Origin of the sequence: Tardiphaga sp. (genome assembly GCF_041424195.1) — a bacterium.
In the GTDB taxonomy this organism is placed as follows: domain Bacteria; phylum Pseudomonadota; class Alphaproteobacteria; order Rhizobiales; family Xanthobacteraceae; genus Tardiphaga.
Window position 1 is genome coordinate 1 of record NZ_JBGMOE010000124.1, and the last position, 7,949, is coordinate 7,949.

The following is a 7,949-nucleotide window of genomic DNA, read 5'->3' on the forward strand; positions in this document are numbered from 1 at the left end:
ACTGGCCCCTTTTTAAACCGGTGCCTGGCCCGTTTTTATCCCGGTGTTGACAGTCAGCCAGTGGAATGCGAACGTCGCTGCGTTGTTCTTCGGCTCGATGCTGCTCGGCTATATGCTCTATGAAACGCTGCACTCCTTCGAACATCTTCCTGACGCACACCCCATCTCAAAGCTCCCTTGGGTTCGCCACATGCGGCAATTACATGAGGTTCACCATTCGCGCGAGCTGATGACGTCTGCCAACTTCAACATCGTCGTCCCGCTCTTCGACTGGCTCTACGGGACACTTCGCTGGAACATCGAGGATGAGAGCTTGGCCTCCAGAGCCGGTTTCGCCCGGCTGCAGCGCGACACCAGCGTAAGGTCCGCCGCTGCCGACGCCATCAGCTATATCGGCACGGCCACGCGTTGGCCTGAGTGGCACCCGTATGACGTGCGGATCGAGGCGCCGGCCGGGTCGCTGCCGGAGGGCAAGCGGTTTCGGTATCATTCGGCGCGCGCGGGGAATTTGATCTGGCGCGTGACCGAAGTGATTCCGGGGCGGCGCTGGCAGGCGCGGTGCGAGGGGAAGCTGGGTCTGGTCGGCTTCCTCACTTATGATGCGGTTCAGGAAGGCTCGACCACCCGCCTCAGCCGCACGTTCGAGTATCGCTTCCGCAGCCCGATCGGGCGCCTGCTGGACCGGCGCTTTCTTCGGCCCGGAATCGAGGCGGACAGTATCGCGGTGCTGGACCGGCTGAGCGGTACGTTGAACGCTGCGGGGTTTCGATGACGCTCGGCACCGATGCGAAGCCTGACGGGATTATCTTTTCCGCAGCCCTGCTCCTGTGCGCCTATCTCATTGGCGACACGCTGACCCGATTGCTGCAGCTCCCGGTGCCGGGCACCGTGTTGGGGTTGGCCGTGCTCCTTGGCGGGTTGGCGCTCCGCTCTGGCCCCACGGCGGAACTGGAAAGAGTGTCGGGCTGGTTGATCCGGACCTTGCCGCTGCTGTTCGTTCCCTCGGCCGCCGGGGTGATGACGCAAGGGCGCGCGTTGAGCCAATTCGGCTTGGCGATGATCACCGCGCTTGCCGTTTCCACACTCGCGACGCTGATCGTTACCGCATTCGTGTTCGAGGCCGTTCAGCGATCGATCCAGGGGCGGTCTTGATTTCGGCTACGCTGCTGGGGTTGACGGCGACCCTCGGCATTTTCGTCGTGGCTGATTACGTCTCGTGGGCGAGCGACCGGCACCCGCTTGCTCATCCGGTTCTCACCGCGACACCGATCCTGATCGTCTTGTTGCTTGCGACCGGAACGCCCTATGCCAGCTATGCGGCATCGACCTGTACACTGACCTTTCTTCTGGGTCCCGCGACGGTCTCTCTTGCTATCCCCATCTGGCGCAACCGTGCGATTGTCCGCGCCGCGTTGGTTCCGCTGCTCAGCGCTCTTGTTGCGGGAGGGCTTACTGCCGTGGCAACAGTGGTGGGCGTCGCCTGGTCGCTGGGTGTCCCGCCGGACGTGCTTGCATCGCTTGCGCCCCGTTCGGTCACCACACCCGTCGCGATCGAAATCGCGCAGGGCCTGGGTGGCTCCGGCAGCCTGGCGACGGCAGCCGTTCTTTCCAGCGGCGTTTTTGGCGCGATCGCCTATCCAGTTCTGTTTCGGCTGGTCGGCTCACGAAGTTCGGCCGCGAATGGCTTTGCGGCGGGGGTATCAGCGCACGGAATTGGTGCGGCCAAGGCCCATCAGCGTCAGGACGTCGAAGGCGCGTTCGCCAGCTTGGGGATGGCGTTGAACGCGGTCTTTACCGCACTATTCCTCGGCGCGTCCTATTCGTGAACTGTTCTCCGGAAGCGCGCCGCCGTCGAGGCCGCAGATCGACCGCAAGCGCTCAGACATCCGACACCTGGTTTTTCGACCACATTGGCAGTGCGGCAACACACGGACCGCGATAGATGCACGCCGCTATCCAGGATCGAGATGGAGCCGTTGTTGGGCCGGCTCCAATCCACACGCGGTTCCCGTCGGTACGCCACGACGACCATGCCGGTTGCAGGCTCAGGTTCACTTTTGCCAGCACGCGGCGCTGGACCGTCGACATCATTCGGCGATCCGACAAGGTCACTGGTTTCGAGATCCTGCCCGGTCGGTAGGTTGTCGATCGGACTCATGCTCGGTTTGGCCGGCGCCGCCGCCTGTCCAAAGACTGGGAAAGACAAACCGCCCGGGCCTGATCGCATCAATCCACAGGCCACATGGCCACATGGCGAACCGCAAGATGAAGGTGACAATGAAGAACCGCTGAATAGCGCATTGGGTGACGAGGCGCCTTATCTTGACCTGTTGTATCGTCCCAGAATGAGGGTCGTTATGGCGCCGGTCGCGGTCAGGATCGCCAGGGGCAGCAGCGCGACAGGGAAGCTGCCGCTATGTTGCCTTATGATGCCGATCAACGATGTCGCACCGCCGGTTCCGATGTGCGCGATCGTGTTGACAGCGGCGATGCCTGCAGCTGCAGTCGCCGGCGTCAGGGTTTCCGACGTCAGCGCCCAGAATGGCCCCTTGATCGCATAATTCCCGATCAGGATCATGCTGAGCAGCAGCAATGTCGTCCACAGGGAGTTGGTTGCAAGCGTTGCGAACAGGCAGGTGGAGGTGAGAGCCAGCGGGATGGCGGTGGACCAGATACGTTCACCCGTCCGGTCGGCTATCCGTCCCCAGATAATCATGAAAACCGCGCCGACGCCGAAGGGGATCATGTTGAGCAGGCCAGTCGACCAGTTGCTGAGCCCGAAGGATTTGAGGATCAATGGTTGCCAGATCGACAGGGCGTTGCTGGTTGCGGAACTGCCGCAGTAAATGAGCGCGAGCGCCCACACCTTGCCGTTCGCCAATGTACGCCACAGGGGCGGATGATCGCTCGCCGCAGCGGAGGAATGCTCGCTCGCCAATGCGTCCGCCAGCCAGCGCCGTTCAACAGGGTCCAGCCATGTTTCCTGGTCGGTGCGGTTCGGCAGCACGCGAAGCGCCAGAATGCCCAGCAATATGGCCGGTATGGATTCAAGGATGAACAACCATTGCCATCCTGCAAGACCAGCCATCCCGTCCAGGCTGAGAAGTGCTGCGGCGACAGGTGATCCCAGAAAGCTCGACATGGGAATAGCGATCATGAATGTCGCGACGATCCTGGCGCGATAGGCTTTCGGGAACCATTGGGAAAGATACAGGATCGCACCGGGAAAGAAGCCCGCTTCTGCGGCCCCGAGAAGAAAGCGGGCGACGTAGAAAGACGTGGCCCCTTCGATAAAAGCCATGCCGATGCCCACGATTCCCCATGTCACCATGATGCGCGCGATCCAGATGCGTGCGCCAAAGCGCTCCATCGCCAGATTGCTGGGGACTTCGAACAGGACGTAGGCGATGAAGAAGAGGCTGCCCCCGATACCGAAAGCGGTTTCCGACAAACCGATGTCTGCATTCATCGTCAAAGCGGCAAAGCCGATATTCACCCGGTCGATGAAGGCGATGAAATAGCAGACGATCAAGAATGGCACGATCCGCCATCCTACCTTCCGCATCGTGCGGCGTTCGATCATCTGGTCGTCACTGATGGATATTGTCATCACAGATGGAATCTTTCCGTAATTGGGTGGCGTCGGCCCACGGAATGCGGAACAGCCGACGGGGTGTGTCGAGAAGGAGGGTCTGTCTGGTCGCGGCGTCCGGTATCCAGTTTGCGAGCAACAGAAGTGCGTGCCTTGCCGACCCTGTGGTTTCGTGCTGGGTATGGGGCCAGTCGCTGCCCCAGAGCAGCCGGTCTGGTCCGAAGGCGTCGAGCAGCAACGGGACCGCTTTCTCCGCCGTCGCCTCGCCGATCCGATAGGGAGCGGAGAGCTTGACATGGACCCTGCGCTCCTTCCCCATCTCAAGGAGATAACGGAAGCCGGGATCATCGACGCCCCGTCGTTGCGAGGGGCGTCCGAAATGCTCGACGACCAGCGGCGCCCCAGTTGAAAGCAACTCCGGCAGGAGTGTGGGAAGGCGCTGCGCCTCGCATTGCAGGCTGATATGCCAGCCGGCGCGTTCGGCCGCCCGTCCGACAGATTGCAATTGCTCCGGTGAGGGCGTTTGCAATCCGATCAGATTCAACCGAACCCCAACGACACCAGCTTCTGCAAAGAATGGAGCCAGCGACTCCGCTGTATAGCCAGGCGGGGTGATGACACCGCGAAGTCTGTCCGGCCAGCAGCGCAGAGCCTGAAGGAGATAGCTGTTGTCACATCCCAGAAAGCTCGGTTGAAGCAGGACACCTGCGCCGAGTTCGTTCTCCTGAAGCATCTTCAGATACGCCTGGGGTGTGGCGTCATAATTTACATGATAGCGTGCGTTCGGGCTCTGCTTAAGCCGACGTTCGAAGACATGGGCATGGGTATCGATGCCCAGACATCCCCGCATATGGCCGCTGGCGGACGCGGAGATCATGACCGATCCCATACTGGCAAGAAGCGTACGTCTCGACATCATAAGGATGCGGCGGCGGCGAACGCCGGTCGTGTTTCAGGGAGAAACGGGATGATCAGGACGATAAGGCCATAGCTTGCTGCGGCCACCCCTGCGACGACGACCGCCAGCGGCATGTAGGCTGCCGCCCATCCGATCGAGACCGGCAACAGGGCGGAAAGGAGCCTGCCGACATTATAGCTGGCTCCCACCGCCGCGCCCCGGACCTGTTTTGGAAACAATTCGGTAAACCAGCAGGCAAGGATTGCAGGCACGCCCCCCGCCGCAAGGCCAAGCAATCCGGCAAACAGCAAACGCCAGGCCAGCATGGTGGGCCAGAAAGCGATCGAGCATGTCGCCAGAGCTGCGCCGAAAGCGAACAGGGCAAGGGTCGGTCGACGACCCCATTGATCCGCGATCCGGCCAGCGACGACGCAGCCAATCGCGAAGCCCAGTACGGCGAGCGCGAGCACCAGCGATTGCCGTGTCCGGTCATCCCCGGACAGACCGATCACGGTCGGCAGCCAGGTAAACGCCGCATGATATCCGCCATGTGCGCCGAACCCGAGCGTGACGGTCAGCGCCAGTCTGCTGCGACCGGCATAGCTGCCCGATTGCTGATCGCTCATACGGGGTGCAACCGGATTTATAGTCTCATCCGTCCCACTCCATCGCAACCAGACCACGAACGCCAACGGCAGCAAGCCGGCGATGAACATCGCCCGCCACGCATGATCGGGCGTGAACAGGGTCGTCGCGATGAGGAATGCGACCACCGCGGCAGCCCAGCCAGTGGCCCAGGCGCTTTGCATCAGTCCCATGAGCAAACCGCGATGTCGCTTCCCCGCCGCTTCCGCGACCAGGACCGCGCCGGCGGACCATTCCGCGCCGAATGCGAAGCCCTGGACGGTCCTTGCTGCAAACAGAAGATCGGGGGTCGTGGCCATCGCACAAAAGGCCGTCGCCACAGACGCAATGAGGATGGCAACCTGCAACACAGCCAGGCGACCGTATCGGTCAGCCGCAAGCCCTCCGAGCGTTCCGCCTATCGCAGCAGCAATGAGGGCGGCTGAAGCAATCCCGCCCGCCGCCGTCATCGACATGGGCAAGGCGGTCAAAAGCAGGGGAATGGCGAGGCTGACAATCTGATGGTCGAACGCATCACAAGCCCAGCCGCCATAGCCGATTGCGAGAGCGCGACGCGAATCCTGCGCTTCCTCCACAAACCTCTCCACCCATCTCCTAGTCATATATATGACTGGATGAGTGGGCGCCTGTCAACCTAAAGGCTCAACTCACCTCTATTTCATAAGTGAAGCGTCCGGCAGCGCCGAACGACACCCGCCATTCGATCGGTTCGCCCGAATGATTAAGCGCGGATCGCTCGATCCGCACGAGGGGCGAACCGCTTTCGACTCCCAGATCGCGGCAGATGACTTCGTCGGCGGTCTCGATCGACAGCCGCTCTCTTGCACGGGCGACAACCTTGCCGAACCTTTTCTCATAAACGGGATAGAGCAGACTGAGTTCGGACAGCGGCATGTCGACGATCGGCGCGAAAATACGGGCCGGCAACCAGATATCCTCTCGCAGCAGAACGATGTCGTCGGCGAGCCGTCTGCGCACGATGTGCACGACATCAACGTTTCCGCGCAGTTTGAGATGACGGGCCACTTGCGCACAGGCCGGGACGATCCGGCGTGACTTGATGTCGCTGACAGGCTCCGGGCTGTCGCTGCCGCCCACGCGAAAGAAGCGGAACAGCGAGCCCCCGAAATTCGCGCGACGGACATACATGCCTCGCCCATGCACGCGTTCGATCAGACCATCCGTCTCCAATATGTCAATCGCGCGACGGACGGTTCCAATCGAAACATCATAGGCCGCCGCCAATTCGCTTTCGGATGGAATCGAGGCACCTGCCTGCCATTCCCCAGCGGCGATACGCTGGGCAAGACTGTCGCGAAGGCGGTGATAGCGAGGAAGGCGGGCATCCGTGGCAAGCATGATGCTGGATACTAGATTGGACGATTTTAGCAAACTGGATTTCTAGTCATTGACTCATCTATATGAGTATATCATTACGTGCCGACGCAGCGGAGCCTGCGGGGCAACAGGAGACGGATTATCATGCGTGGTTTCACACTTTTGAGTTCGGCGGCGCTCATAGTCTATACCGGCTCTCCGGCATCGGCTCAAACATCCCCCGCTGTCGATGCTGCCGCGCAAGCGGACGCGTCGGGTTCTCAATCGGACGACACGCAAAGTGCATCGAGCCAAAGCGCCGATATTGTCGTGACCGGTTCGCGCATCTCGAATCCCAATATGACCAGCCCCACGCCAGTGACGGCCGTCGATTCCGGGCAATTGCTTGCCAGCCAACCCACGACCATCGGCGCAGCGTTGAACAATTTGCCGCAACTTGTCTCCGTTGGTGGCACCCAGGCCAATGGCGGCACCCAGAGTGCGGGTCAGTTCAATCTCAATCTGCGTGGCCTTGGTGCAACGCGCACGCTCATTCTGCTCGACGGAATGCGGGTCCCTGCGACATCGACGCTCAACACGGTCGATACCAACCTCCTGCCGCAAAATCTCATCCAGCGTGTCGACATCGTCACCGGCGGCGCCTCTGCCGCCTACGGATCCGATGCTGTTTCGGGTGTCGTCAACTTCGTGCTGGATCGCGAATTCAGCGGTCTCAAGGTCGAGGGAAGTTCCGGCATCAGTGGTGAGGGAGACAATGCGGAGTATCGCGGGGCGCTCGCATTCGGCACGGATTTTGCCGGTGGACGAGGCCATATCCTTCTTGCCGGCGAGTATTTCAGCAACAAGGGCGTTGAGGGCGATGCACGGGATTTCCGGCGAGAGGGCGACAATATTATCGTCAACCCCAACGCTCCGCCAACCTTGATAACGGCACGTGATGTCCGCATTCCCTTCACGTTCGGCGGCCTTATCACCAGCGCAACGGGAGGAACGGCTGCCGCGCAAGCGCAGTTGGTCGGCACCCAGTTCTTCCCGAACGGCCAGTTCGGCCGGTTTGATTTCGGCACATTGACCACCGCCAGCAACCAGTCGGGCGGTGACGGCATCAACACCGCCACCTTGCAGCCGATCGCACGCCCGCTGGACCGGCGAACCGCCTTTGGTCGCGTTTCCTATGAGCTGGCGCCCGACATCACTGCCTTCGCACAGGGTTTCTATGCCTACAGCAAGGCCCAGTCCTATACGGCACCCTATCGTATCGGCGGGGCCGGCGCGCTCTTGATCCAGAACGACAATGCGTTTCTGCCCGATCCGGTCCGGCAGCAGATGGCGGCGCTTGGTGTGACATCGTTCCGGCTGGGGCGGTATGATTCGGAATATCGTACTGATATCGAGGACAAGAATTTCACCGGCGTGGCAATGGTGTCAACACCGGGATAAAAACGGGCCAGGCACCGGTTTAAAATGGGGCCAGTT

8 protein-coding genes and 1 pseudogene are annotated in these 7,949 nt (G+C 61.2%); 5 read left to right on the plus strand and 4 right to left on the minus strand.

Going from position 1 to position 7,949, the window contains the following annotated elements; all coding sequences use genetic code 11:
* Positions 1–43 precede the first annotated feature (43 nt).
* From ACEK02_RS17195 to ACEK02_RS17210, 4 genes and pseudogenes are all read left to right on the plus strand, one after another.
* The gene (locus tag ACEK02_RS17195) at positions 44–772 is read left to right on the plus strand and encodes an SRPBCC family protein (RefSeq protein WP_371422798.1); all 729 of its coding nucleotides are present in this window, start codon (positions 44–46) and stop codon (positions 770–772) included.
* Positions 769–1,152, plus strand: a complete 384-nt coding sequence (locus tag ACEK02_RS17200) for a CidA/LrgA family protein (RefSeq protein WP_371422799.1) — start codon at positions 769–771, stop codon at positions 1,150–1,152. Before ACEK02_RS17195 ends, ACEK02_RS17200 begins: the two co-directional genes overlap by 4 nt.
* Positions 1,149–1,826: an LrgB family protein gene (locus ACEK02_RS17205; protein ID WP_126066432.1), complete on the plus strand. Its 678-nt coding sequence runs from the start codon at positions 1,149–1,151 to the stop codon at positions 1,824–1,826. Before ACEK02_RS17200 ends, ACEK02_RS17205 begins: the two co-directional genes overlap by 4 nt.
* Positions 1,827–2,068: 242 nt before the next feature.
* Positions 2,069–2,218, plus strand: a pseudogene (locus ACEK02_RS17210) (IS5/IS1182 family transposase); the annotation flags it as partial.
* Between the two features lie 99 nt (positions 2,219–2,317).
* On the opposite strand, the gene ACEK02_RS17215 reads toward ACEK02_RS17210, so the two are convergent.
* Genes ACEK02_RS17215 through ACEK02_RS17230 form a run of 4 tightly spaced genes read right to left on the minus strand, consistent with a single transcriptional unit; the run spans position 2,318 to position 6,494 of the window.
* A complete protein-coding gene (locus tag ACEK02_RS17215; protein ID WP_371422800.1) occupies positions 2,318–3,583 on the minus strand; it encodes an MFS transporter in 1,266 nt (421 codons plus the stop codon).
* Positions 3,584–3,590: 7 nt separating this feature from the next.
* On the minus strand, positions 3,591–4,469 hold the full coding sequence (locus tag ACEK02_RS17220) for an amidohydrolase (RefSeq protein ID WP_371422801.1): 879 nt from the start codon (positions 4,467–4,469) through the stop codon (positions 3,591–3,593).
* 38 nt (positions 4,470–4,507) lie between these two features.
* Positions 4,508–5,722, minus strand: coding sequence for an MFS transporter (locus ACEK02_RS17225; RefSeq protein ID WP_371422802.1), 1,215 nt, complete (start codon positions 5,720–5,722; stop codon positions 4,508–4,510).
* 55 nt (positions 5,723–5,777) lie between these two features.
* Positions 5,778–6,494 (minus strand): GntR family transcriptional regulator, encoded by a 717-nt coding sequence (locus ACEK02_RS17230; protein ID WP_371422803.1) that lies wholly within the window; start codon positions 6,492–6,494, stop codon positions 5,778–5,780.
* Positions 6,495–6,617: 123 nt separating this feature from the next.
* On the opposite strand from ACEK02_RS17230, the gene ACEK02_RS17235 reads away from it, so the two are divergent.
* Complete coding sequence (locus tag ACEK02_RS17235; protein ID WP_371422804.1) at positions 6,618–7,913, plus strand: TonB-dependent receptor plug domain-containing protein; 1,296 nt, start codon at positions 6,618–6,620, stop codon at positions 7,911–7,913.
* Positions 7,914–7,949 lie beyond the last annotated feature (36 nt).

What these genes read in the sequence shown, in the direction of transcription:
- ACEK02_RS17215 (WP_371422800.1), bottom strand. Translation starts at nt 3,583, where the DNA reads ATGATCGAACGCCGCACGATGCGGAAGGTAGGATGGCGGATCGTGCCA.
- ACEK02_RS17220 (WP_371422801.1), bottom strand. Translation starts at nt 4,469, where the DNA reads ATGATCTCCGCGTCCGCCAGCGGCCATATGCGGGGATGTCTGGGCATC.
- ACEK02_RS17235 (WP_371422804.1), top strand. Translation starts at nt 6,618, where the DNA reads ATGCGTGGTTTCACACTTTTGAGTTCGGCGGCGCTCATAGTCTATACC.
- ACEK02_RS17200 (WP_371422799.1), top strand. Translation starts at nt 769, where the DNA reads ATGACGCTCGGCACCGATGCGAAGCCTGACGGGATTATCTTTTCCGCA.
- ACEK02_RS17230 (WP_371422803.1), bottom strand. Translation starts at nt 6,494, where the DNA reads ATGCTTGCCACGGATGCCCGCCTTCCTCGCTATCACCGCCTTCGCGAC.